At 29.1% G+C, this 24,768-nt stretch carries 26 protein-coding genes and 1 pseudogene; 2 read left to right on the top strand and 25 right to left on the bottom strand.

The genetic code is table 11. The features are described 5' to 3' along the window. Positions 1–3: 3 nt before the first annotated feature. The 24 genes and pseudogenes from psc1_RS03480 to psc1_RS03365 all read right to left on the bottom strand — a co-directional run bounded on the left by psc1_RS03480 (position 4) and on the right by psc1_RS03365 (position 22,517). Positions 4–222, bottom strand: coding sequence for a YneF family protein (locus psc1_RS03480; protein ID WP_023161465.1), 219 nt, complete (start codon positions 220–222; stop codon positions 4–6). Positions 223–246: 24 nt separating this feature from the next. After that, entirely contained in the window at positions 247–807 is a 561-nt protein-coding gene (gene rsmD, locus psc1_RS03475) for a 16S rRNA (guanine(966)-N(2))-methyltransferase RsmD (protein ID WP_023161464.1), read from the bottom strand. Beyond that, entirely contained in the window at positions 804–1,379 is a 576-nt protein-coding gene (gene yqeK / locus psc1_RS03470) for a bis(5'-nucleosyl)-tetraphosphatase (symmetrical) YqeK (RefSeq protein ID WP_023161463.1), read from the bottom strand. The genes rsmD and yqeK overlap by 4 nt, the downstream gene beginning before the upstream one ends. Before the next feature lie 4 nt (positions 1,380–1,383). Further along, the gene (locus psc1_RS03465) at positions 1,384–1,953 is read right to left on the bottom strand and encodes a YqeG family HAD IIIA-type phosphatase (protein ID WP_122225462.1); all 570 of its coding nucleotides are present in this window, start codon (positions 1,951–1,953) and stop codon (positions 1,384–1,386) included. Then, a complete protein-coding gene (greA, locus tag psc1_RS03460; RefSeq protein ID WP_023161461.1) occupies positions 1,943–2,413 on the bottom strand; it encodes a transcription elongation factor GreA in 471 nt (156 codons plus the stop codon). The genes psc1_RS03465 and greA overlap by 11 nt, the downstream gene beginning before the upstream one ends. 35 nt (positions 2,414–2,448) lie before the next feature. Further along, a complete protein-coding gene (locus psc1_RS03455; protein ID WP_373375595.1) occupies positions 2,449–3,045 on the bottom strand; it encodes an O-methyltransferase in 597 nt (198 codons plus the stop codon). Positions 3,046–3,056: 11 nt separating this feature from the next. Continuing rightward, positions 3,057–3,503 carry a Holliday junction resolvase RuvX gene (ruvX, locus tag psc1_RS03450; protein WP_122225463.1) on the bottom strand — a complete coding sequence of 149 codons (447 nt, stop codon included), beginning with the start codon at positions 3,501–3,503 and terminating at the stop codon, positions 3,057–3,059. A 49-nt stretch (positions 3,504–3,552) separates the two neighbouring features. Then, positions 3,553–6,147, bottom strand: a complete 2,595-nt coding sequence (gene alaS / locus psc1_RS03445; RefSeq protein ID WP_373375594.1) for an alanine--tRNA ligase — start codon at positions 6,145–6,147, stop codon at positions 3,553–3,555. 138 nt (positions 6,148–6,285) lie between these two features. Then, a complete protein-coding gene (locus psc1_RS03440; protein ID WP_023161457.1) occupies positions 6,286–7,716 on the bottom strand; it encodes a 2-hydroxycarboxylate transporter family protein in 1,431 nt (476 codons plus the stop codon). A 167-nt stretch (positions 7,717–7,883) separates the two neighbouring features. Beyond that, entirely contained in the window at positions 7,884–8,054 is a 171-nt protein-coding gene (locus tag psc1_RS03435; RefSeq protein WP_208936807.1) for a hypothetical protein, read from the bottom strand. Between the two features lie 194 nt (positions 8,055–8,248). Further along, positions 8,249–9,256, bottom strand: a complete 1,008-nt coding sequence (gene gap / locus psc1_RS03430; protein WP_023161456.1) for a type I glyceraldehyde-3-phosphate dehydrogenase — start codon at positions 9,254–9,256, stop codon at positions 8,249–8,251. 32 nt (positions 9,257–9,288) lie between these two features. Beyond that, positions 9,289–10,485, bottom strand: coding sequence for a phosphoglycerate kinase (locus psc1_RS03425; protein WP_122225466.1), 1,197 nt, complete (start codon positions 10,483–10,485; stop codon positions 9,289–9,291). Positions 10,486–10,534: 49 nt separating this feature from the next. After that, on the bottom strand, positions 10,535–11,401 hold the full coding sequence (fba, locus tag psc1_RS03420; protein ID WP_023161454.1) for a class II fructose-1,6-bisphosphate aldolase: 867 nt from the start codon (positions 11,399–11,401) through the stop codon (positions 10,535–10,537). A 110-nt stretch (positions 11,402–11,511) separates the two neighbouring features. Continuing rightward, positions 11,512–12,273: an HAD-IIB family hydrolase gene (locus psc1_RS03415; RefSeq protein WP_274542045.1), complete on the bottom strand. Its 762-nt coding sequence runs from the start codon at positions 12,271–12,273 to the stop codon at positions 11,512–11,514. 102 nt (positions 12,274–12,375) lie between these two features. Continuing rightward, complete coding sequence (gene tpiA / locus psc1_RS03410; protein ID WP_373375593.1) at positions 12,376–13,200, bottom strand: triose-phosphate isomerase; 825 nt, start codon at positions 13,198–13,200, stop codon at positions 12,376–12,378. Positions 13,201–13,401: 201 nt separating this feature from the next. Continuing rightward, a complete protein-coding gene (locus psc1_RS03405) occupies positions 13,402–14,310 on the bottom strand; it encodes a phosphatidate cytidylyltransferase (RefSeq protein ID WP_122225469.1) in 909 nt (302 codons plus the stop codon). Positions 14,311–14,347: 37 nt separating this feature from the next. Next, positions 14,348–14,902, bottom strand: coding sequence for a ribosome recycling factor (gene frr / locus psc1_RS03400; RefSeq protein WP_122225470.1), 555 nt, complete (start codon positions 14,900–14,902; stop codon positions 14,348–14,350). A 2-nt stretch (positions 14,903–14,904) separates the two neighbouring features. Then, positions 14,905–15,621, bottom strand: coding sequence for a UMP kinase (gene pyrH, locus psc1_RS03395; protein WP_023161613.1), 717 nt, complete (start codon positions 15,619–15,621; stop codon positions 14,905–14,907). Positions 15,622–15,688: 67 nt separating this feature from the next. Continuing rightward, the gene (tsf, locus tag psc1_RS03390) at positions 15,689–16,522 is read right to left on the bottom strand and encodes a translation elongation factor Ts (protein ID WP_023161612.1); all 834 of its coding nucleotides are present in this window, start codon (positions 16,520–16,522) and stop codon (positions 15,689–15,691) included. A gap of 44 nt (positions 16,523–16,566) precedes the next feature. Beyond that, the gene (gene rpsB / locus psc1_RS03385; RefSeq protein ID WP_023161611.1) at positions 16,567–17,385 is read right to left on the bottom strand and encodes a 30S ribosomal protein S2; all 819 of its coding nucleotides are present in this window, start codon (positions 17,383–17,385) and stop codon (positions 16,567–16,569) included. Between the two features lie 284 nt (positions 17,386–17,669). Further along, complete coding sequence (gene dut / locus psc1_RS03380) at positions 17,670–18,131, bottom strand: dUTP diphosphatase (protein WP_023161610.1); 462 nt, start codon at positions 18,129–18,131, stop codon at positions 17,670–17,672. A gap of 43 nt (positions 18,132–18,174) precedes the next feature. Next, a pseudogene (locus psc1_RS03375) lies at positions 18,175–18,822 on the bottom strand (uracil-DNA glycosylase); the annotation flags it as partial. Positions 18,823–18,835: 13 nt separating this feature from the next. Continuing rightward, positions 18,836–19,543, bottom strand: coding sequence for a S26 family signal peptidase (locus psc1_RS03370; protein WP_023161608.1), 708 nt, complete (start codon positions 19,541–19,543; stop codon positions 18,836–18,838). A gap of 217 nt (positions 19,544–19,760) precedes the next feature. Continuing rightward, positions 19,761–22,517 carry a cation-transporting P-type ATPase gene (locus psc1_RS03365; protein ID WP_023161607.1) on the bottom strand — a complete coding sequence of 919 codons (2,757 nt, stop codon included), beginning with the start codon at positions 22,515–22,517 and terminating at the stop codon, positions 19,761–19,763. A gap of 338 nt (positions 22,518–22,855) precedes the next feature. On the opposite strand from psc1_RS03365, the gene psc1_RS03360 reads away from it, so the two are divergent. Beyond that, positions 22,856–22,993 carry a hypothetical protein gene (locus psc1_RS03360; protein ID WP_373375591.1) on the top strand — a complete coding sequence of 46 codons (138 nt, stop codon included), beginning with the start codon at positions 22,856–22,858 and terminating at the stop codon, positions 22,991–22,993. Positions 22,994–23,707: 714 nt separating this feature from the next. Then, positions 23,708–24,130 (top strand): iron-sulfur cluster assembly scaffold protein, encoded by a 423-nt coding sequence (locus psc1_RS03355; RefSeq protein WP_122225473.1) that lies wholly within the window; start codon positions 23,708–23,710, stop codon positions 24,128–24,130. Positions 24,131–24,549: 419 nt separating this feature from the next. On the opposite strand, the gene psc1_RS03350 is transcribed toward psc1_RS03355, so the two are convergent. After that, positions 24,550–24,768, bottom strand: a complete 219-nt coding sequence (locus psc1_RS03350) for a hypothetical protein (protein ID WP_122225474.1) — start codon at positions 24,766–24,768, stop codon at positions 24,550–24,552.

Here is a 24,768-nt window from a genome sequence, read left to right as displayed (position 1 = left end):
TTTTTATTTAATTTGTTTCATACTATTAACAATTTGACGAATTTGTTTTTCAGAAGGTGTACGACCCATTTGACGAAACATTTCTTTAATTTGTCTTTCATTAATAGGAGGGTTTTTTTGTAAATAATTTTTGAACCAACGAAACATAAAAAAAGCTCCTAAAGCACCCCCTATTAAAATTCCTAAAATGAAAAATACTAATTGTAACCAAATCGAATCCATTTTTCTTTACTCCTTTTTTTATTTTTAATTTTTTCGATAAAATTGTAATTTTTTATTACCATATTTTTTTTCTTTGAATAAAACAAATTCTTTAATTTGAGAAGGTAAATGAACTTTATGATGTAATTCACAAATAACTATACTTTCTAAATGAGTTATTGCTCCTAAATTTTCAAAAGCAGGTAAATATAAGTTTTTAAAATAAGGAGGGTCTAAAATAACGAAATCAAAATTGAAATTAAGTTTTTGAAATTTTTTTAAAGCTAATAAATAATGAGAATAATAAATAACAATTTTGTCTAAATTAAGTTTTAATTTTTTTTGATTTTCTTTTAATGTTTGAAAAGCTTTAAAAGAAAAATCAACAAAAAAAACTTGTTTGGCATTTCTACTTAAAGCCTCAAAACCATAAGAACCATTGCCAGAAAACAAATCTAAAATTTTTTTGTTTTCAATTGAATTACCTAAAATGTTAAAAAGAGCTTCCTTAACCAAAGAACTAGTGGCTTTTGTTTTTAAAGATGGCACTAATTTAATTTTATGACCTTTATATTTTCCACCAATAATATTAGTTGTTTTTGTCATAATATCTTTTTTTTGATATCTTTTTTTAAAGATTCAAGAATTAATTGATAATTAGATGGGAGAGGATGATTTTTTTTTAAAAAATAATCAAAATTATTTTTTAAAATTTCGTATATAGCTTGATGAATATCAAGATAAGCTAATTTTTCAAAATACTTTCTTTGAGGATAATTTCTTTTAGGTTCGATTTTATCACTTAAAAAAACGATTTTATCACAATAATTCATTTTAATATCACCCCAAACATGTTTTTTAATAGCATTTAGAATAATTTTGTTATTGATGCCCAATTCTTTTTTTAAAAAATTAGCTGCTGATAAAGCATGAAAAATAGCTGGTGTCTTTTGATATTTGATAATACTTATTTTAGTTAAATAAGGTTTTTGTTGTTCGAAAGAGTCATTTTTAGTAAAGTCATGAAATAAAGCAGCAATTTGAATAGGTAGTGAAGGTTTGCGATAATGTCTTGCCAATTTGGTAGCAGTTCGATAAACTCTTAAAGAATGACTTAAACGCAAAGGAAAGTTTTTTAATTTATTTTCAACAATTTGACGAATTTTTGTTAATAACATATTATCAATTTCTTTCAAAATCTTCAAATTTATTTTGCCATAATAAATAATTTTCTTTTTTTAATTTTTTTAAAAATCTTTTTTCTCTAAAAAAACGATTAAATTTAGTCCATAAACTTTCTTGCTTGCGGTTTAAGGGTTTTACCAATATAGAAATAATACCTGCCTGATTAGCTCCATTAATATCTGTGTGCAATTGGTCTCCTATCATCAAAACAGAAGAAGGAGCTAAGTTTACCATTTGTAAGGCTCTTTGAAAAGCTTTTAGGGATGGTTTTTTGACAAATAAATTTAAGTAAATGAAATTGAAATCTTTTTGTAAAACAAGATCCAATCGCTTTTGAGAGGCATTAGAAAGTATTATTACTTGAAAAGTGTTTAATAGTTTAGTTAAAAGATTTTTTATGCCAACATCTAATTTATTTTTCTTGCAATCGAGCAAAGTGTTATCTAAATCAAAAAATAAAGCTTTAATGCCTTGCTTTTGGAAAACATCAAATGGGATTTGTTCTACAGTATGATAATAATGTTGCGGTATGTAACTTTTTTTAACAACACTTTCATTATTCAACATTTAAAATTTTGACCTTAAAGGTTTTGCCAGTTTCACTAGTGACAAATATAATATCTCCGATTGCATGTCCTTTGATGTTTTTTCCTAAAGGTGATTCAATTGAAATTTTATTACTAAATGGGTCAGATTCTAAAGTGCTTACCAATTCAATTTCTTTTTTTTTGCCTAAACTTAAAAGTTCTAAAGATATTTTTTTGCCAATTCCAATTTCTTTATCTTTTGAAACTTTAACAACACGAACATTTTTTAAAATATTTTGAATTTCTGCAATACGATATTCTATTAAAGCCTGTTCGTTACGCGCAGCATCATAATCAGCATTTTCTGATAAATCTCCTTGCTCACGCGCTTCTTTTAAAGCTTCTAAATTTTCTTTTCTTTTCACTTCTTTTAAAAAAAGTAATTCTTTTTTTAATTTTGATATTCCTGATTGGGTTAATTCATAAATTTTATTGTTCATAAAACACCTTCTTTTCAATTTATTTAAAAAAGCTGTTATAATTGCTTTTTATTATCTGTTATTTTATAAGAAACACTTAAACCATCGCCGATATTTTGAAAAATAGTTTTAAAATCTGAATGGTTTTGCAAAAATATTTCAAAATCATGCATTTTTTTAAAAACCCCTTTTGGTTTGTTGTATGATTGGTTTTTTTGGAAACAACTTAAATGTATGTTGTCGCAAATAATAATTCCTTGGGGGTTGAGTAACTGGCAAAATTTAGCAAATAATTTTTGATATTGGCCCTTAGAGGCATCAATAAAAATTAAATCATAAGTTTTTAAATGTGTAAGCGGATAAATTAAAGCTTCTGCCCAAACGACATTAATCTTGAAAGGTGTTGGTTTAAGAAAGTTTTTGGCTAAATGATAATTAAAATAATCTCTTTCTAAGGTATCTATTTCGGTGTTATCAAAACTCATTGCCAAAGCACTATATCCGATAGCAGTACCGATTTCTAAAATCTTGTGTATTTTGTTTTGTGGTATTTGCTGGAGCAAAAAAGACAAACTATCGTCTTGAATTATAGGAACTTTATGTTTTTGAGCATATGTTTTTAGTTTTTTTAAATATATTTTTTTGTTGAACATTGAAAATCTCTTTAATTGGTTATTTTATAATCTAGATAATTTTGTAAAATAATAGTAGCAGCAATTTCGTCTTTCATTTGTTTTATTTGCGTTTTAGTTTTATTATTTTGCTTTAATATTTTCAAAGATTGGACGGTTGATAAACGTTCATCCCATAAAATAACTTTGACGTCGAGAAAGTTTTTTTTTAGCTGTTTTTTGAAATCAATGCTGATTTGAGCTTTAATTCCTATATCATTATTCATATGTTTAGGATATCCTAAAACAATTGTTTTAATTTGATAATGAGTAATAATTTCTTTCAAAGGTTTGATTAATTCTTGATATTGATTAGTATTAAAAGTAAGTGTTTTTAATTTTTGAGCAATAATACCTGTCTTAGACAAAGCAATTCCCAAAGTTTTTTCTCCTAAATCAAAACCGAGGTAAGAATTATGATAATTGTTATTAATAACGATAAAAAACTCCTTTCTTAAAAATTATTTATTGATGTAAAAAAATAATTTTTTAAGCAACATTAAATTTTTCTTTTAATATTTTGATGGTTTGAATGATGTTTTTAGTTGTTTTGGTGCCACCCTGCCCTAAAGATGCACTTCCGCCGCCAGAACCTAGAGCTAATAAAGAGATTTCTTTGACAAATTGTCCGGCGTGCCAAGTTTTACTTTTACACAAAAAAATAATCTTTTCTTGTCTGCAATTGCAAATGAATAAAATTTCTAGTTGGTGAGTATCAAAAACATGATTCATCAAATGCTTTAAAACTTCTACATGTTTTTCTTCGTTGATGATAATAAGCATTTTTTTAGTGATAGTAGTTGATAAAAATTTATTTTTTTCTTTTATGATTTGTTTTTGTTGGCGTTCTAAGGCTTTTTTTTCCAAAAGAATTGTTTTTTTTTGCAATTCTTTGATATATTTTTTATAATTAATAATATCTTGATAAGAGTGCGTTATTTTAGGAGCGACGGGTATTTCTAAAGTTATATCTTGGGATTGTGATATTTTTGCTTTTTGGATTAAAAGCGTTTCGGCGGTTCGGTAAGTTTTTAATTTATCATTTAAAACCTTTTTTAAGTTTGAGCCGCAAACTGCTTCAATACGATAAATCCCAGAGCTGATAGTTTCACAAGATAAGATTGTAAAATGTTTTAAATTTTTAGTTTTAACAGCGTGAGTTCCGCCACATAAATCAATAAAATTATCACCAATTTTAACTATTCTCACTCGATTATAGTATTTAGCTTTTTGATTTTTTTCCAAAAGCGAACTATAATGTTTTTTGGCTTTTTCAACAGGCATATCTTCAATTTTGACTGTTAAATCTTGTTGAATTAAATGATTAACCCCTTTTTCAATTTGGAGTAATATTTCAGGGGTTATTTTTTCAAAGTGATTAAAATCATAACGCAAAGATTCAAATCCAATCGATGAGCCTTGCTTTTCTAAATGACTACCTAATTGAAGACGTAACGTTTCTTCTAAAAGGTGTGTGGCTGTATGATGGTAAGAAATTTGTGCTCTTTTGTTTTGGTTGATTTTAGCAGTCACTACTTGTCCTTCTTTAAAAATACCTGCCACTGTATGTAATACTTGACCATTTGGTAGTTTGGTGATGTTTGTGACTTGTATCCCGTCAATAGTTCCTTCATCAGCCATTTGACCTCCCATAGGAGCATAAAAAGGAGTTTGCGCCAAAACTATCCCCTTTTTAAAGACTTTGATGACTTTTGTTTTGATTTCAAATTGTTGATAACCAACAAATTCACTTTTGGTATCAAAATTTAAAAAACGTGCTTCTTGCTGGTTCATGTTAGCAACAAATAATTGGGCTTGTTTAGATTTATTTTGGTGTTGTTCTAACAATGTTTTAAATTTGTTATAGTCTGTTTTGACATTATGATTTTTGGCATAATCCAAAATTAAATCTTCGGGAATACCGTAAGTATCATATAGTTTAAAAAAATTATTACCTGATAAAGATTTTTTGTTAAGGTGATGTAAAAACTTAGTTTCTGCAGTTTTTAAAGTTTGGGCAAAAATATGTTCTTGTTGGAGTAAAATTTTAGCAATTGAATTTTGGTTTTTAACTAATTCAGGATAAAAATCTTTCATCATGTCAACTGTTTGAGGAACTAATTGATATAAGAATGGTTGATCTAAATTAAGTTTTTTACCTTGATTAACCGACCTTCTTAAGATTTTTTTTAAAACATAACCTCTTTTTTCATTGGTTAAAGTAGCTCCGTCGTTGATTGCAAAAACTAGTGTTTTAACGTGATCAGCGATGATTTTAAAACTTTTTTGTCCATGATAAGGGGTTTGGGCAATGTGTTGTATTTTTTGAATCAAAGAAAAAAAAAGGTCAGTTTCAAAATTGTTATCAGTTTTTTGCAAAATGGAAGCTAAACGTTCTAATCCGGAGCCAGTATCAATGTTTTTGCTTGGTAGTTCTGGATATTGTTCGATAAGGAGGTGAGGGTCGCAATTATATTGAGAAAAAACAATGTTCCAAATTTCAATAAAACGGTCGTTTTCTAAATCTTTGATAATTAATTCTTGGTTGCGAGAATCATATTTTTCTCCTCTATCGAAAAAAATTTCTGTACAAGGTCCTGAAGGCCCTGGGCCGATTTGCCAAAAATTACTTTTTAAAGAAATTAGATGTTCTTTTGGTATTCCTACTTCTAACCAGTGTTTATAAGCATCTTGGTCTGTTGGATAATAAGTAATATAGAGTTTTTCTACAGGAAAAGAAAACCATTTAGGTGAAGTTAACAACTCATAAGCGTATTGAATTGCTTCTTTTTTAAAATAATCACCAATCGAAAAATTGCCTAGCATTTCAAAAAACGTATGATGGCGCGAAGTGTTGCCGACGTTTTGAATATCGTTAGTACGAATACATTTTTGAATATTTACGATTCGTTTACAAGTGGGGACTTGTGTTCCGTCGAAGTACTTTTTTAAAGGAGTGACCCCTGCATTAATCCATAATAAAGTGGGATCTTTGTAGGGGATTAAAGAAAATGATTTTTCGATATGATGCTGTTTGCTGGCAAAAAAAGCAAGCCACATTTTTCTAATTTCCAAAGATTTCATTAACTTTTAAACTCCTTTGTTTTGTAAGGTGATTTAAAAAAACAATTGCTTATATTTTTAAATACACTCATCAAGTTTATTTTATCATTTTTTTACTGTCAAATAGGTTGAAAAGGGTTTATTAAATCATTTTAAAATTTAATAATAATACAATTTAAAAAAGATATTCATCATAACAAAGATTATAGGTCCTACAATTCTAGTCGCTATATTGGCGAAAGGTAATAAATTCATTCTATGGCTGATTGACATAATTCCAATATTACCCATCCCTCCTACGCTATGTGAACAAAGACCGGCTGTTAATGCTGCTTCTAAGGGGCAAAAACCAAAACTTTTTGCTAAAATAAAAGTTATTAATACAACACTCAATAAAGAAACAACTATCATTATAAAAATTTTATAATTCATAATACATTTTATTAATTTGTCAAAATCAGTGCTTATACTGAAACAAACTAAAGCTGCGGGGGTGAAATTGGTAATGATAAATTTAGATGATTGAATAATGGATTTTTCATAATGATTAGACATTAAATTAAAAATTTTGATAATAATTAAGGTTATAATTAAATAAATCATTCCATCCATGGCAAAACCATAATTACTTAAAAATTTATTAATGATAGTTGCTCCATTATATAACGCAAATATAATTAATAAACTTGTTCCTATTTGTTGGTGATAATTTTGATATGCATTTTTTTTGTAATCGCTATCTTTGGTGATTGGTGTATTGTTGGCTGTTTTGATTTCTAGTTTGCCGCCTCCGCTATAAGTAGTTTTGTCAAAAATTTTATAAAGGATACCTCCAAAAAGAATCGCTAAAATACGTGTTAAAATTAAAGGCGCTACTAACATACTTCTGATTTGTTTGCTATCAATTTTAAAAACTGGAGGAAAAATATCGTTGGCAAAACGATTAATCCCTAAATTAGTGCCACCACTAGTTAAAGAGTTACATAGATAAATAATACTATCAGAAAAATAATTTTTTTTGATGAATTCTTGCGGGATGGCGTCATATTCTAAACAAACGCCAACCAAACCGACCAACAAAAAAGAACAAAATAAAGCTATCAAAGTTAAAGGGATGAATTTCCAAAGAGCTTTTTTTAATAAATTTTTATCGATGTTTAAAATGCTACCAATAGTTGCAATAGTAACAAAAAATTGAGAAAAATTAATTCCCAAACTTTGATGATTAGATTTATTAAAAAAATCTTTATTTATTGCGTCAGCTAATATTTTAGGAATAATTTCTTTTTGAACTAAAAAAGATGGCACTAAAATACAAAGCAAAAAACCTAACCCAAGTTGATTTAAATTTGGTATTTTTTTACCGATTAAATTGAGCCAAAAACCGAAGACCATAGTTAAGAATAAAGGTGTCATTATTGGATGCCACAACTCTTTTATTGTTTTTTTGTAGTGAATATAAAAAACTTGCAAAATAGCAATCACCAACAAAAAACCAAATAAAAAATATTTATTATGACCCAGAAGTATTTGGAGTTTGGTTTTAAAAGAAGAATTTAATTTTTGTGAATTATAATTATTTGCTGTCAAGTTGATGCAATTTCCTTTTAGTTATCGATGATTACTAATGGTTATTATTTGATTGTTAAAAAACAACTCTTTTTTAGTTATCAAAGAGAGTTGTTTTCATTTTAAAATAATATTTTTTGTATGATATTTTTTAATTTTGGAATAAACTAAAATAAAAAATAATGTAATTAAACTTTGAAATTTATTTTTAATCCATATTTAAATATCACTACCAACAGTAGTAAAGCTATAATGATTTTGATGATACTGCGAATAAAGAAAAACATTAAACTAACTAAAGATGCTATGATAATCATTTGATAATTATGATTAATATTGTTCCAAAAAGTTAAGAACATATAAAATTTTTTTTGAATAATGTTTGTAAATCCTTATCTATTTTGTTTAAGGTGTTGATTTTTTGATGTTTAGCAAAAAACAAACACCAATATCAATTATAATTTATTTTGTTCGTTTTTGATATGCTTTAAAATATAAAAAATAAGACCATTCAGGAAAAATGGTCTTAATTATTTGGAATCTTATAAGAAAATTAACTTAAACTTGATATTTTGTGTAGTAATCTAACTAATTGGCTGACATAGCTCATTTCATTATCATACCAAGACATTAATTTAATAAATCTTGGGCTTTCTTTTAAGATTTGCAAAGTATTAGAATCATATAAAGAACCATAACTAGTGCCTACAATATCTGATGATACAATCGGATCTGTGATATAAGCTAATGTTTCATTGGCGCTTTTTTTAAATGTTTCGTTAATAGTTTGAGCTGACACTTCTTGGTTTAATTCCGCTGTTAAATCAACTAAAGAGCCGGTAATGGTTGGAACTCTAATGGCTGTTCCATCTAATTTCCCTTTTAATTCAGGAATAACTAAACCAATTGCTTTTGCTGCACCAGTAGAACTTGGTACCATGTTAAAAGCTGCTGCTCTACCACGACGTGTCCAAATACCTTTAGGATGGGTTTGATCGATTAAACTTTGATCACTAGTGTAACTGTGAACTGTTGTCATAAAAGCTTGTTTAATGCCAAAATGATCATTTAATACTTTGACAATTGGCGCTAAACAGTTAGTAGTGCATGAAGCTCCGCTGACAATAATATCGTCTTTGGTCAAAATATTATCATTGACGTTGTAAACAACCGTTTTAACATCACCTGTGGCAGGAGCACTAATTAAGACTTTTCTAGCGCCAGCTTTTAAATGCAAGGATGCTTTTTCTTTGTCGGTAAAAAAACCGGTACACTCTAATACAATATCTACTTTTAATTTATCCCAAGGTAGATTTTGTGGATTTCTTTCTTGAAAAATAGGAATTTGTTGTTCCTCGATGATTAAATGTTTGTCATTAAAACTAATGCTTTTAACTTTATAAGGTTTTTGCATACTATCATATTTCAACAAATAAGCCAGTGTTTCTGGAGTTGATAAATCGTTAATTGCTACTATTTTAAATTTAGGGTTTCCAAAAATATGACGAAAGGCTAATTTGCCGATACGACCTAAACCATTAATTGCTACTCTAACTTTCATAATTATTAAAACCTCTTTTTTTATTTTTCAATTTATATTTTATTAATGCATGCAAGCCCTGGCATTGGTTTGCCTTCTAAAAACTCTAAAAAAGCACCTCCACCAGTTGAAATATGGCTAAAATGGTGTTCTAAACCAAATTTAAAAACAGCTGCTGCACTATCGCCTCCTCCAATAATCGTAGTTGTTGTTTTGGGTAATGAGCTGATGATTTGAGCTAATACGCGAGTGCCTTGGCTGAATTTTTCAAATTCAAAAACACCTACAGGGCCATTCCAAACAACCGTTTTAGCTTTTTGTAAATAACTTTTAAAAAGTTCAATTGTTTTGGGGCCAATATCAAGTCCCATTACATCATTAGGGATATGAGAGTAAGGATAAATTATAGCCTCAGTATCAGGTGAAAATTCTTTTCCGCAAACAAAATCTTTTGGTAAAATTATTTTTTTAGCTTCTGGAGAGGCTAATAGTTGTTTAACTAAAGGGATTTTATCTGTTTCTAATAAGCTGGTGCCGATATTAAAGCCTTGAGTTTTTAAAAAAGTATAACTCATTCCACCTCCGATTAAAAGAAAATCTACTTTTTGCAACATATTTTTAATTAATTCTATTTTATCAGATACCTTTGAACCACCCAAAATACCAATTAATGGTCTCTGGGGAGAATTAATGATTTTTTGAATAAAATTGATTTCTTTTTCTATCAAAAAACCAAAACATTTTTCTTTGATGTGGGTTGCAATTCCGACATTGCTTGCGTGAGTGCGATGGCAGGTGCCAAAAGCATCATTGACAAAAATATCTCCCAAAGATGCCCAATATTTACCTAATGCAGGACTGTTGTTACTTTCAGCTTTGTTATTTAAATCTTCAAATCGAGTATTTTCGACCATCAACACATCACCTGGAGATAAATCATTAATTGCTTGTTCTAGTAATTTGCCTTTGGTTAATGGCACGAATGTAACTTTTTGTTGTAATTGCAAAGATAAATTTTGTGCCACCGGTTTTAAACTAAAATTAACTTTTTGTGTTTCGTCTTTGATTCTGCCCAAGTGAGAAAAAATAATGATTTTACCTTTTTGTTGGATTAAATATTTTAAGGTTGGCAAAATAGCTTTAATTCTATTGTCATCTGTAATAACGTTATTTTCTAGAGGGACATTTAAATCAGCCCTCAATAAAACTTTTTTATTTTTGATCTGTAAAGTATTTAATTGAGTCTTCATAGTGGCTACACCTTTTAATTTTTAATATTTATGCCAAAAATAAGCTTTGTTAAGCTTTGTTGACAGAACCAAAAAGAGATAATTTATATTTCATTAATTCTTTGATCGCTAGCATACCTGGACGTAATAACTTACGTGGGTCAAAACCTTTATCTATTAAATCTTTTTTATCTTCAATGTATTGTCGAGTGGCTTGCGCAAAAGCTAATTGAAATTCTGTGTTGACGTTAATTTTGACTACCCCTAAAGAAATAGCTGTTTTAATCATATCTTCAGGAATGCCAGTGCCTCCATGTAATACTAAAGGGATTTTACCGTTGGTTAATTCTTTAATTTTAGCAAAAATCTTAAAATTAAGTCCTGTCCAGTTAGCTGGATATTTACCGTGAATATTACCGATGCCAGCAGCTAACATATCAATGCCTACATCAGCTATTTGTTTGCATTCTTCTGGGTCAGCTATTTCTCCTTGACCGATAATGCCATCTTCTTCGCCGCCGATGCCTCCAACTTCAGCCTCTATTAAAAGCCCTTTATCGTGACATAATTTAGTCATTTCTTTAGTTTTACTTAAATTGGTTGCAAAGTCAAAATGACTGCCATCAAACATAATAGAAGTAAAGCCGGCTTCGATTGCTTGCAAGGCTCCATTATAAGAACCATGATCTAAATGGAGAATGATTGGGACAGAAATTTTATAAAAGGTATCTAGTTCTCTTACCATAGCAACAACTGTTTTTAATCCTCCCATGTATTTAGCAGCTCCTTCTGAAACTCCTAAAATAACAGGAGAATTTAATTCTTGGGCTGTTTGTAAAGCAACTGTTGTCCACTCTAAATTGTTGATATTTACTTGCGCAATAGCGTAATTTTGCTGATAAGCTTTTAAAATAATTTTTTTATCTGAAGTTAACATTTAAGGAAACTCTTTCTTTGATTTTATAAGATGAAATTAAAATCATTATTAATTTTTTTTTTTTTTGATAAATACAATTAAAAAAAGATTACTTGTTTTAAGTTCAAAAATTATATTAAATTATTTTGTTTTAAAAAATAATAAAATTTATTAGTATCGATGTGAGGCGCTATTATGTTTGCAATTTCTTTAACTTTCGGGCAATTTGTGTTTTCCATCCCTATACCGATATCAGCATATTTAATCATGTCAACATCATTATAGCCATCTCCTACACAAATTAATTGATGTTCTGGATATAAAGATTTAATTAATTTAATTCCACAAATTTTATTTATTTTTGGAGGAACTAAATCAACACCACCGTCACTGCGCCAATAATATTTTTGTAATTGTGGAAAATCTTTTAAAAAGGTTTCTAGTTTTTCGCGATTAGGTTCAAATAACCAAACTTGATAAACATTGTTATGCAGATGAAAATGAGGATCAACTATAGAATTTTTGTTAGTGAAATAAAGCTTTTGTAAAGAAGTAGGGATGATATTTTTTTCACTGGGTATAATTTCTTGGGTTAACCCTGTCAGACCGATATAAATTTTGGCTTGATGAGCTTTTTGAATTAATTCTTCGATCAACTCTTTAGCAAAAGGTCGATCGTCAATAATCTTATCTGAAATTCTAGTCATCCCTCCATTAAATAAGATTAAATGTTTAAAATAGGGAAGCAATTCGCCTAAAACATCAATTCTTTTAATGTTTCTACCGGTAGCAATCCCTAAAATCACGTTGGGGTTTTGGGCTAATTCTTTAATAGCTTTAGTTGTTTGAGAAAATATTTTTTTATATTTAGAACTTAAAAGAGTTCCATCGATATCAAAAAAAAAAAAAATATCTTTTTGTTTGGATTCATTAAAAAAACTCCTTATGATATTTGTTTTAAAGTAAATAGTTTAAATAAGTTAATGTAATTATGATTAACGACAAAATAAACAATCATCTTTTTCGTAAGTCTTTTTGGCATCAGCTGGAATGAGGTCAGTAGCAGTTTGGGTGAAAAATAAAAAATTTTCAATTTGTAAAGCGGCTTTTCCTACTAAAACACCATCAATAGCACTTTGTTCTAAAATAGATTTCACGTTATCGCAAGAAACAGAACCACCATAAAGAATTCTTACTTTTTCTGCTGTTTGAGGAGAATATAGGGTAGCAATTTTATTTCTGATTTGTTTAATGGTGAAATTGGCATCTTGTGGGGTTGCGGTTTTACCGGTGCCGATTGCCCAAACAGGTTCGTAGGCAATAATGGTTTTTTCTAAAGCTTGACTACAAACCTCTTTTAAGGTGTTGGTTAGTTGTTGTTCTAAGAAGATTTGGGTTTTGTTGTTTTCTTTAGTTTCTAAAGTTTCACCTAAACACAAAATAGGAGTTAAATTGTGTTGAAGAGCTTTTAATAGTTTCAAATTAACTAATTGATCTGTTTCGCCAAAAAGACTTCTTCTTTCGCTGTGTCCTAACAAAACATAATTGATTCCGAAAGACCTCAAATTAAGAGGTGAAATTTCACCTGTAAAAGCTCCTTCGTCTTCATAAAACATATTTTGAGCCCCAATTTTAAGGTTATTACCTTGGTTTTGGACTAAAAGATCTAATAAAGTACTTTGAGCAAAAATAATAGTTTCTACTTCTTTCGGGTTGGGAACGAAAAAATTAACTTTTTTAATAAAATTTAGAGCTTCAGGTTTATTTTTATACATTTTCCAATTACAGGCGATAACTTTAATTCTTTGTTGATGTTTCATAAAACAACTCCTTTTAATTTTCTTTTGTCAAAAAATTAAATTAGTACAAAAAAATCTTTTTTTATTATTGAAAGGATGAAGAAAACAAAAAAATAATGACAATATCTCTTAATTTTAAAAATAAAATTATATCACATAGAATTATACCACATTTTAAGTGAAAAAGTGTAATATTAAATTAAGAAATTACAATCCAAAAACTTATAAGAATGGAAAATGAAAGCAAAAAAGTGCGAAAAAGGCAGTTAATAACCAAGAATCAAAGCGATCTAACATTCCTCCATGACCAGGAAAAATGTTGCCAAAATCTTTAATCTGAAATTCTCTTTTGAATTTAGAAGCCAATAAATCACTGATTTGCGAAATAATAGAAATTAAAAAAGCAAAAAAAATGAATAAAGGGAAAGAATTAATCTGGTTATCATTAAATGAGACAAAAAGACAAGTAGTGATTATTACAGAACCAAAAGTTCCTAAAATTGCTCCTTTTTTCGTTTTTTGTGGACTCAAATGAGGCACTAACGGACCTAAATTTAGAAAAGGTAAAAAATTTTTAAAGCGAGCCAAAAAAGCACATGAATCAGTTAAGACCACTATTAAAACAAAAAAAAAGAGATAACGGCCAGGTAATAAGATTAAAGTTAAAAGACAAGCCATACTAATACCGATATAAAACATAATCAACAAAGTTTTCCCTAGATCGGCAGTGTTCCAAGTAGGCAAAAACACAAAAGATAGTAATAGCAACATCAAAGGCAACAACAGTAAAAAAAAATGATATTTTTTCAAATCGAATAAATTGAATAAATTGAATAAATTGAATAAATTGAATGAAAATTCCTTTTTGTCCAGAAATGGGTAAGTATTATACAAAAAGATAAACACACTAAGAAAAAATAATACAGTTAAGAAGATGATTAAAAAATGTTTGCGTGAGTCTTTTTTTCTTTTTTCTTGGTTAAAAATAATTAACATTTCTTGACTAGCTTTGATTGTGAAAGCTATGAAAAATAATATTGTAATTTCATTAGGTTTATAAAGACAACAAAAGTAAAAGAAAAAAGAGAATAACACCAAGGCAAAACTTGTCATTATTCTCTTTTTTATCATAAAAAAACCTCCATTAGGTTAAAATATTTTTTCAAAATTAAGCTTTCAATAGTTCTTTGTTTTTGTTAGTGGTTTCGTTTTCAACCATTTTAATATTTTTATCGGTTAAAGTTTGGATTTTACTTAAATGTAGAGTTTCTAAATCTTTAGTAAGGGCAATTTTTTTAATTTTATCATTACTTTCTCGACGAATATTTCTCATTATTACTTTGGTTTGTTCAGCTATGATGTTTACTTCTTTGGTTAAGGCTTTTCTTCTTTCTTCTGTCGGTTTAGGAAAATTAAGCCTTAAAACAACTCCATCAGTTTCAGGAGTAATCCCTAAATCAGAGGCTAAAATGGCTTTTTTGATGGCAGGGATTAAAGTTTTTTCATAAGGACTAATGTTTAATTGGTTGCCTCCAGAAACACTAATAGAAGATAATGTATTTAAAGGAGTTATAGTACCATAATAACTAATATTTATTTTATTTAAAATATTAGGATTAGCACAACCAGTTCTGATATCACTAAAATTTTTTAACATTATCTCTCGCGCTTGAGACATTTTTTTTTCGGTTAATAAAATTATTTCTTTGGCAAGTTGATCCATTTTTACTCTCCTTTTGAACTGATAATAGTACCAATTGTTTTTTGTAAAACAGCTTTTTTAATGTTGCCGGGTTCAAGCATGTTAAAAACTAAAATATCGATATTATTGTCCAAACAAGAGGCGGCAGCTGTAATATCCATTACAGCCAATCTTTGCGATAAAATTTGCTCGTGCTTAATTTTTTTTAACAAAACAGCATCATCATGTTTTTTCGGGTCTTTATTATAAACCCCTTCAATGTTGTTTTTTGCCATCAAAATGACATTAACATGTAATTCAGCTGCTCTTAAAGCGGCTGCGGTATCAGTTGAAAAATAAGGCGAACCAGCGCCAGCGGCTAAAATGACTACTCTACCTTTTTCTAAATGACGAATAGCTTTTCGACGAATATAAGGTTCTGCCACTGTTGTCACAGGAAAAGCTGTCATGACACGTGTAATAGTTTGTGTTTTTTCTAAAGCATCTTGTAAAGCTAAAGAATTCATGATAGTTCCTAACATCCCCATATAATCAGCTTGCGAACGATCCATGCCTAGTTCTTCACCGATGCGTCCGCGCCAAAGGTTGCCTGCCCCTACTATAATTGCAATTTGGACGCCTAAGTCGCTAATTTCTTTAATTTCTAAAGCAATTTTTTTAATAGTGATGGGGTCAATGCCATATGAAGTATTTCCTTTGAGAGATTCACCGCTTAATTTTAAAAGAATTTTTTTATACATTTTTTAACCTTTTTTGTTGATATTTAGGGATAATTCGCCAGTTAGATTTTTTGGTTTAAAAAAAAAATTATTGATTAGTGATTGACCAATGAAAATAAGCAACTACATCTGTGTTATTGGTTTGAAGATAATTTTTAACTGTTTGATTAGAATTTTTAACAAAAGGTTGTTCTGATAAGCAAATTTCTTTTAACATTTTGTTTAAACGATTTTCTACTATTTTATCTAATATATGTAAAGGTTTTTTGGCTTCTAAAAGTTGTTGTTCGGTTTGTTTTTTTAAGATGCTTTTTTCTGTGCTTAAAAATGACAGATTAACTTTTTCGGGAGTTAAAAATTTAGGGTTAAAAGCAGCGATATGCATTGCAATATCTTCAGCCACTAAAGGATGATTGTTTTTTAAGACTACCAAAACGCCAATACGTCCGCCTTGATGTTTGTAAATGCCAAAAATTTCTTCTTTTTTTTTAGTCACCTTTAAAATTCGTTTAAGAGTGATATTTTCACCTAAAATAGTAGTTTTTTCTAATAATAAATCTTTGATTTTTTTATTTTGATAAGTGGAGTTTAAAACTTCTTCGACAGTTTGTAATTTATTTTTGAGAATCACTTCTCCTAAGATAGAAACTAATTGTTGAAAATGTTCATTTTTGGCAACAAAATCTGTTTCTGAGTTTAATTCATATAAAAAAGCATTATTTTCGGCGTATACAATGTTTGTTAAGCCTTCTGAAGCAACACGACCTTGTTTTTGCGCCGCTTTAATAATGCCTTTTTCTCTTAAAAAAATAATTGCTTTTTGTAAGTTTCCTTCTGTTTGTTCTAATGCTTGTTTGCATGCAACCATACCAGCGTGAGTTTGTTGTCTTAATTCTTTAATCATGTCTGCTGTAATTTTCATTTTTTTAAACATCTCTTTCTAAAATTTTTACTGTTTGCAAATTGTTAATTGTTGTTTATTTTTTTCCCTGGATTAAAAGTCGTTTTTCTTGGGTTTTCTTGATGAGGTCTGCGTTTTTGTTGATAAGTAGGTTGTGGTTTTAAAACGTTTTTAGCGTCAAATTGATCAGCTTTTTCAGCCACTCCACCACTTCCTTCAACACAAGCATTAGCGATGACCCAAGTAATTAACTTAACTCCTCTAATAGCATCATCATTAGCAGGGATAATATAATCTACTAAATCAGGGTTACAATTAGTATCTACAATTCCAAAAACTTTAATATTTAATTTACGAGCTTCGGCGACGGCGTTTTTTTCTTTTTCTGGGTCGATAACAAAAAGACCTTTTGGTAATTCTTTCATATTTTTAATTCCGCCCAAAAATTTTTCTAATTTTTCTCTTTTTCTTTTTAATTGCACTACTTCTTTTTTGGGTAACTTTTGCCAAATGCCATCTTCTTCTTGCTTGTGTAAGGAGTGAAGTAAGTTGATGCGTTTCAAAATAGTGTTAAAGTTAGTTAAAGTTCCTCCTAACCAGCGGTGGTCAACGTAATATTGTCCACAACGTTGTGATTCTTCTCGGATAGCTGTTTGGATTTGTTTTTTAGTGCCTAAAAACAACATCTTTCCGCCTTCGTTAATGATTTTTAATAATTCTTTATAAGCGACCTCAATTTGATCTGAGGTTTTTTTAAGGTCAATGATGTGAATGCCGTTTCGGGAAGTGAAAATATAATTTTTCATTTTTGGATTCCATTTTCTAGTGGCATGACCAAAATGCACTCCTGATTCTAATAATTGTTTCATTGTAACTACTGCCATATTTATTAATAACTCCTTTTTCTTTTTTTAATACATTATTTAAAATGTTGATTTTTTTTATTTATTTTTTTTGAGGTTGCAAAAACCTAAAAATTTTAAAAAAATTGAATATCAGAATATCGTAATTTAATTATTTTTTCTTTTTCATTTGTTTTTCTACAAGAAAACAAGTTAAAGTAAATAAAAAAACAATAAAAATAATCAAAAGATAACATTTACCTAAACTATTTTAGCATATTTAAAAGCGTTTGGTAATGGTTTTTTGCTTTTGAGGGGGTAAATTATCATATTTTAGTTGTGCTTCCAAAACCACCTTGTCTTACAAAAGAAGGTTCTTTTTGTTCTTCAGTGCTTAAATTAAAAGTTTGAAATATCCCTTGAGCAATCCTTTCTCCTTTGGTAATTGTAACTGTTTGGGAAGAAAAATTATATAAAGGGATAAAAATATGACCTTCATTTTGTGGGTTGTTATAATAATCGCTGTCAATTACTCCTACGCCATTAGCGAGCATTAATTGTTTTTTCAAGGACAAAGAAGACCTAGCATAAATCAATAAGACTTCATTTGGTGCAAAAAAAGCTTTAATACCGGTTGGAACTAATTTGATTGTTTGCGGTGGAATATCTATGTTTTGAGCTGCTTCTAAGTCGTATCCGGCACTTGTTTTTGTTTGTCTTTGGGGCAAATTGATATTTTGGTTTTGATAAGTGGTGACTTTAGCAAAAAAACGCTGTATGTGGTTCATAAAAAACCTTTCCTTTCTTAGAAGATTGTTTTGAGAAAAAAAATTAAAGCTGCCAGTTGATAGTTGAAATGTTGTTAGTTTTAAGATAAATATTAGTTTTAGAAAAAGGTTTGGAACCAAAAAAACCACGATAAGCCGAAAAAGGCGAAGGATGAGGGCTTGTGATAATGTAATTATTTTCTGGTATGATATATTTTTGATAAGTTTGGGCAAATTTACCCCACAAAAGATAAACGATATTTTTTTTTGTTTGTAAAACTTGAAAAATATGTTGAGTAAACTTTTGCCAACCGATATTCTGATGACTTAAGGGTTGATTTTGTTGCACAGTTAAAATAGCGTTTAACATCAAAACTCCTTCCAAAGCCCAAGGGGTTAAATTATTACTTTTGCTTTCTAAGTTGAGGTCATTTTTTAATTCTTGTAAAATATTATTAAGACTAGGTGGTCTTTTTTTACCTTGGACGCTAAAAGATAAACCGTGAGCTTGCTTAGGTTTGTGATAAGGATCTTGTCCTAAAATGACGGCTTTGACTTTTTCAAAAGGAGTTAATTTAAAGGCTGCAAAAATATCTTTTGACTTAGGATAGATAATTTGGTGTTTTTGTTTGGCTGTTTGCAAAAATTGGTTTATTTTTTGAAAATATAATTCATTTTTTTGTGAGATGATAATTTTTTGCCACATGGATTTATTGTTCTTATTTCTATGTTTTTCTAATCATACGTAATAACCAAAACATGATTACTAAATAAGTGATCCCTAAGGAAGAATAGATTGGATTTTTTATAATAAAATCAATTATAAAAGTTATGAATTTTTTGATTCCTGGAATGATGTAACGATCCTTGAAGATAAATTTACCTACAACTTTGTCATAAGGGATTTCTTTTTCACAATCTAATTGGCTGTTATTGTTGTCTCCCCAAGTGCCAATACGCCCTTTTTCTGTATTATTATAAACAACTCTATGGATAATAAAGCGAGGAGTATTTGGTTGTTTTTGATTTGGATAATGGGGGTTTTCAAAAACTATAATATCGCCTTTATTAGGGTCATATTTTTCTTTTTGTTTTTCTTCCATGCTTTGTGGTTTGCTTGTTGGATTTTCTTTTTGATCAAAACCACCAACGGGTTTTAAATTGGATGGATCCCAGACTCCTGTAATAAAGATAAAATCACCGATCTTGCCATCTTCACCATAAATAAAAGGTGTCATACTATTGGAAGCAACCGGGAAACCAGCTAAACCTAAAAAGTTGGCACAACGTTTAGGAAATAATACATTACCTAAAGAAAAGATAAATAAATACAAAAGGATGACATCTAAAATGATAAATGTTGCTTTTTTGCAATTCCTAAAAAGGTTTCTGGGTGGTTTTTGCTTTTTGATATTTTGTTGAATAATTACCATAATAATTCGGTCATTTCTCTTTCTAAAATTGTAAGTCTTTGCTAGTTTACAAGTTAATTATAGCATATAAAAAGTCTTTTTGGTAAAGTCAAGTGATTGGAAGGTAAGAAAAGAGGAGAAAAAGATAAAAACCAGTTAGTTTGTTTTAAACAAAAAAAGACTCTAATTAGTAGAGTCTTTATCTTGTATTTTTTGGGTTAATCGATGTTGTTTAAACTTATGATATCGAATGTGTTTTTGGTTTGTCACTAAATGTTTTTTTCCAAAGTGTATCAAACAATAATAACACGAAAGGACATAACAATAACCATAGATACTGTTGTGGTTCGATATCTTTTGTTTCAAAAATATTTTGAAAAAATCCAACTTTAGTAATTAAAATAAAGAATAAGATTTCAATTACAATGCCGTAATATAAAATTTTATTCGGTTTGGTTAATTTTTTCCAAAAGTAAAGTTTGTTGGAACGACAAGCAAAGGCGTTGCCTACTTGAGCAAAAATAACTGCTCCGAAAGCCATTGTAGAAGCAAAAGTGAAATTTTCTGGTGTATTTTGGTAAAAGTAATAAAACAAACCTAAAGAAAGTAATCCTTCGACGATGCCTAAAAAACCATAACTTCTTCGCAACACTTTGCCATCCATCAAGTGGTCTTTGGTGTTACGTGGTTTTTGACTCAGCAAACTACTATCTGTTTGTTCTGCTCCTAAAGCGATGGCAGGAATTAAGTCAGTCAATAGATCAATGGCTAAAATTTGTAAAACCGGTAAATAAGAGTTTTTGACATCTAAAAAAATCATCGCGATAAAAGGAAACATTTGAGGAATGTTGGAGGCAAAAACATAAGTCATAAATTTCTTGATATTTTCATAGATGCAACGACCTTCTAAGACCGCTTTGGCAATGGTTGCAAAGTTATCATCTAATAAAATCATATCAGCAGTATTACGAGCAACATCAGTCCCAGCTTTACCCATTGCAATTCCTATGTGAGCAGCTTTTAAGGCTAAAATATCGTTGACACCATCACCTGTGACACCAACAATTTCGCCATTTGCACGATAAGCTTGAACGATTTTTAATTTATGTTTTGGAGTAGTACGTGAAAAGACGACTGGTTTTTGGGTTTTTAAAACTTCTTGCAATTCAACATCAGACATTTTTTCTACTTCAAAACCATCTAAACCAATAAATTCATCTTTAATAATTCCTATTTGTTTACCGATAGCAGCAGCAGTTAAACCATAATCACCTGTAATAATTGTAATTTTGAGTCCGGCTTTGGTTAAATTGCTAACAGCTTCTTTAACTTCGTCTCTTGGTGGGTCATAATTAACAGCAAAACCTAAGAAAACCATATCCTCTTCTAAAGGTTGATTTTGCTCGATTTTTTTGTAAGCTAAAGCTAGCACGCGGTAACCTTGGCTGGCAAAATGATCATTTTGTTTTAAAAAAGAGTCTTTTTCGTGTGTTTTTAAAGGACTTACTTTTTGGAATTTGTATTGCATACTACATTGTTCTAAAACAATGTTAGGAGCTCCTTTAACTAATAAATATTTTGCATTAGTGTCATATGGTTTTTGATGATTATTTTTAATTAAAACACTCATTTTTTTACGTTCAGAGGTAAAAGGGTTTAATTGTAAAATTTCGATATTTTTTTTGATGGTGTCTAAATTATAACCGTATTTTTTAGCAGCTATCAATAAAGATCCTTCGGTCGGATTACCAATTAATTCAAATTGATGAGGGTTGTTTTCTTGAGGTACTAATTTAGCTTCCGAACATAAAACAGAGGCAATTAAAAATTTTTCAATTCCCTTTTGATAAGCAACATTTTCTTCTGAGATTTGAAATTTAGCTTGGTCATTATAACCAGAACCATTAAATTTGAATAAACTATCGGGGGTTAAAATTTTTCGAACTGTTAATTGATTTTGGGTTAACGTGCCTGTTTTATCTGTGCAAATGACAGTAGTAGAGCTTAAAGTTTCTAAAGAGGCAATTTTTTTTACTAAAGCATTTTGTTGAGCCATTCTTTGCGAACCGATTGCTAAGCTTAAGTTAACTGTTGGTAAAAGTCCTTCAGGAATATTAGCAACTAACATCCCAACTGCAAAAATAAGGGAGGCTTTAAAAGCTTCTCCAGAAGCAAAATCTTTTTTCCACCAATAAATTATAAAAACAAAAATAGCTGCACAAGTAGCCATAATGCTTACTTTTTTAACTATGTGATGCATTTCTTGATCTAAAATGCTTTTGCCTTTGTCGATATTTGAAGCTAAGTCAGAGACTTCACCGATTTGAGTGTTGTTACCAATTGCATAAACAACTGCAAAACAACTACCTTGGGTCACTGTTGTCCCTGCATAAATTAAATTAGGGATTTCAGCAATCGAACAATTATTATTGGTATTTGCCAATTCACTTCTGTTTAAAGGAATAGTTTCGCCTGATAACATTGAATTGTCAACAAAAAAACTATTCGCTTTAATGATGCGTGCATCTACCGGAACTTGACTGCCGGTTTCTAAAAAGATAACATCACCGATGGTTAATTCGGTGACATCCATCATTTCAATTTTTTGCCCTCGATAGACTTGGACTTTTTTTGGAATCATATTTCCTAAAGAAGATAACATCTTATCTGCTTTATATTCTTGCGAAAAAGAAAAAACTCCATTAATTACAATGACTAAAATAATAGCTATTCCTATTGGATGGTGTTCTTGTCCAAGAAAAAAAGCCAAAGCAGCGGCTATCCATAATAAAATTGCCATAATAGAGGTGAATTGTTTGGTAAATTGTTTCCAAAAATTAAAAGATTTACTTTGTTTGATGATGTTTTTTCCGTGTTTTTCTTGTCTTTCTAAAACTTGTTCATTAGTAAGCCCTAAAACACTTGTGTCTAAATGCTTAACTACTTCATCTTTGTTAAGATAACTTATTTGTAAAAGTTCTTCTTTTTTATTCATGTTAAAGTTTTTCCTTTGATTCTAATAATTTTTTTATTTAAACCTGATTAAATTATAACAAAACAAAAAATAAAAGCAAGAATAAAATATTAAAAAATCAATTATTTTTCCAATTTATCTTAATTTTAATGTTTATTTATATTTATCATTAATGTATACTGATATAGTGATCTTAACTTAATTAGCTAGATAAAAAATTTGTTTTGAATTTACTAAAATTAAAAAACATCAAAAAAACAATTTATAACTTGTCGCAACAAGGTAAATTAAAAAATTATAAAAAGAAGCAATAAGAATAACATGTAATTGCCCAAAACAAATTATAATTACTTAGTCTGATGTCATTGGTTGTAAATACCTTCAATAAAGCCAAAGTTTTATTTAAAAAAGAAAATATTGGCCTTCAAGTCTTAAAGGTAGATTATCAAAATTTAAAACGCGCCAAAATGTTGCAAGATGGTTATACAGATAGATGAATTGCGATTTACTGATAGAATTATCCTTGTAGGCAGGATGTATGTGGTTTACTTTATTGTTTCGGTGAATAGTTTTGAGATTTTATTATCGATTCATTAGTTTTTTGACTTTTTGGTCTAGATTATTAATTATTACAATCTGCTTCCATCCAAACGTAGCGGGTAAGTTTCTAAGTGCTTTGCTTTCTACTTACTTTGGCAGATTTTTATCTGTTGCCTCTTAGGGTTATTAGAATCATTTTGTTGGTAGTTTGCTGACTTTTTTGGCCTTATAAAAGTTGTTAACTTTTTGTCTGGGAGGTCAGTTTACAATAATATTTTGATTATTGTTTTGAATTTTTCTGACTACTTATTTTTGGGCAGTAAGTTTTTAACTTCTACATTGTTCATTTAATAACTGTTTTTAGGATTTTGTAAGTTATTCTAAATATCTACTTAGTCTGTTAGGCAAACTGACCGCTTACATTTTTCTATGATACCATTGATATATAGGTGTTCTTTGGGAGTGTCTGATTTTTTCTTGTTTTTTTTGACTTTACGGAGAGATTCTAGGTTTTTTCAATTGATAAACTAACTAAGACAAAACTACAATCTTGTTAGATGCTTTTCTTTCGGACCTTCTTTTAGTAGTTTTGGAAGAAACGTGGTAAAATCACAAAAGATTATATATAGAATAAAAATATTTAAATCAAAGTTTAAAAGGAGTGAAAAGAAATGTTAAATCAAGCAAAACATAAATTAATTATAAATCATTATCGCAATCCTCAAAATCAAACCAATGTGAAATTGCAAGATTATCATCAATTTGAAAAAAAAACTTCTTATTGTGGCGATCAAGTAATTTTGCAAGTAAAATTAACCGAACATCATAAAATTTTAGATCTTAAATATAAGGCTAACGCTTGTTCAATGTGTCTTGCTTCTGCTAGTTTAATGTCGGTGCATATGAAAAATTTAGATAAAACCACCTCTTTAAATAAAATCAAATGTTTTTTAGCCATGATTAATAAAGAAGATTATAATCCAGATGAACTGCATGCTGATTTAAAAGCGTTAGATATAGTTGATCAATTGCCTCATAAACTTAATTGTGTAGCTTTACCTTGGCAAACTTTGCAAGCTTTTTTATTAAGTTAATAATTTTTTGCGTACTGTTAATAAAAATTTGTAAATAAATTCATTTTTAATATCTAAATAGGCTAGTTTTTATAACTAGTCTTTTTTGGTTTTTAAGAAAAGAGAAATTTTAAATGAATGACTTTGGGTACCAAAGAGGCCTAAATATCGTAGTTATCTAATCAATAGCTAACACCAATAAACGTTAAATGGATATAGTCGGTCAGTTATTCGAAAGAATAACGGATTACAGCAACTCATAAAAGCGAATTGCAAGTTATCTTGTAGCAAGAACTCAAGAAAAAAATACAATCAAATATCCCATAGATAAGACCTCGAAATAGGTTTAAAGAAGCAAAGCATTCTTTTTTATATGTTTGTTGTAAAATTATTTATTTTAAACTTCTTTTTTAAAAATAAAAAAAAGACTAGTTGTTAAACTAACCTTTTTTTTGTTGGTAGAGTAGCAGCGCGAAACAAGCTATTGTTAAAATAGTGAGTAAAAAATTAAAAAAGAAATGTTCGCCTTTAATTTTTCGATTTTGTTTTTCTCCAAAAGAACTACTGCTAAAAGAAACGAAATCGTTACTATCGGACAAAAATAAAACACTTAATATAGTTAAAATCGAAATAGAAATCCAAATTGCATAATGCTCCAT

It is taken from the genome of Candidatus Phytoplasma solani, assembly GCF_041729705.1.
GTDB lineage: Bacteria > Bacillota_I > Bacilli_A > Acholeplasmatales > Acholeplasmataceae > Phytoplasma > Phytoplasma solani.
Note: the sequence above shows the minus strand (reverse complement) of the source record. Positions and strands in the feature narration are given on the sequence as shown.